Annotated in this window: 1 protein-coding gene; it reads right to left on the reverse strand. The window is 45.6% G+C overall.

Features of this window, described 5'->3' with window-relative positions; translation table 11 throughout:
* Window positions 1-24: 24 nt before the first annotated feature.
* The coding region (locus tag C7H79_RS17390) for an IS630 family transposase (RefSeq protein ID WP_119983683.1) at window positions 25-513 on the reverse strand (489 nt) is incomplete at its 5' end.

Here is a 513-nt window from a genome sequence, read left to right on the forward strand (position 1 = left end):
TATTGATCCGGCCATTAAATAGTTTCAAGCAGCATATTTTACGAGCGGGTCTTGGAAGTAAGAGGCGACACGCTCTGGATTTTTCTCTAGCATGGTCATGTGATCGTTGGCAGCGTTACGCAATTTTTCCTTGTTACGTACCGGCACTTTCGAACCGATAGCCTGCTTCAAGTCTGAGTTTAGTCTTTCTTCTGGATTTAATTCCGGACTGTAGCTGGGTAGATAAAAGCATTCGATCTTTTCCTTATTTTCTTCCAGCCAAGCCTTCACTGGTTTGCTGTGATGCACTCTCAAATTATCCAGGATCAGGAACACTTTCTTCCCTGCATCCTTGATCAATAGTTCGAGAAATTCAATAAGCCGATCCGAATCGAAATTTCCATCGATAATCTGCCAACGTGTACAGCCTTTGTTGGTTACAGTAGCAATCATTGACAGCCGTTGCCGCGTGCCAGGAGCGTAAGTCACGGGTGTTTTTCCCTTGGGCGCAAAACCACGCCCTCGCACATCTGT

Source organism: Nitrosomonas supralitoralis (assembly GCF_003011925.2).
GTDB classification, from domain to species: domain Bacteria; phylum Pseudomonadota; class Gammaproteobacteria; order Burkholderiales; family Nitrosomonadaceae; genus Nitrosomonas; species Nitrosomonas supralitoralis.